This is a genomic window from Corallococcus sp. AB038B (assembly GCF_003668955.1).
Classification (GTDB): Bacteria; Myxococcota; Myxococcia; order Myxococcales; family Myxococcaceae; genus Corallococcus; species Corallococcus exiguus.
On record NZ_RAWO01000441.1, the window covers coordinates 1 to 380 of the forward strand.

The following is a 380-nucleotide window of genomic DNA, read 5'->3' on the forward strand; positions in this document are numbered from 1 at the left end:
TCGACTCGTCTCCCCAGATGAACGAGCCCGAGAAGCCGCCCGACGACGCCCGATGCCCCAGGGCCGTGCTGTAGTCCGCGTTGGCCGAGACGCGATATCCCACCGCGATGGAGCCCTGGCCCGTGGCGTTGTTGGTGAAGCCCATGGCCACGGAGCCGAAGCCACTCGCGATGGAGTTCGCGCCACTCGCGAAGCTCACGGTGCCAGGCGCCTCGTTCTTCGAGCCGAAGCACACCGCCCCCGTGCCGCTCGACAGGCACTGGTCACCGAAGGCGAAGCCGGCCAAGCCGCTCGCCCGGGTCTTCGTCCCACCCGCCCAGGAATAGAACCCCAGGTTGGCTTCATTCCATTCGTCCTCCGCGTAACCCGCGCGAAACGCG

1 pseudogene is annotated in these 380 nt (G+C 67.9%); it reads right to left on the reverse strand.

What is annotated here, in order from left to right:
- Positions 1–380 (reverse strand): annotated as a pseudogene (locus tag D7Y04_RS43820) (peptidase S74); the annotation flags it as partial.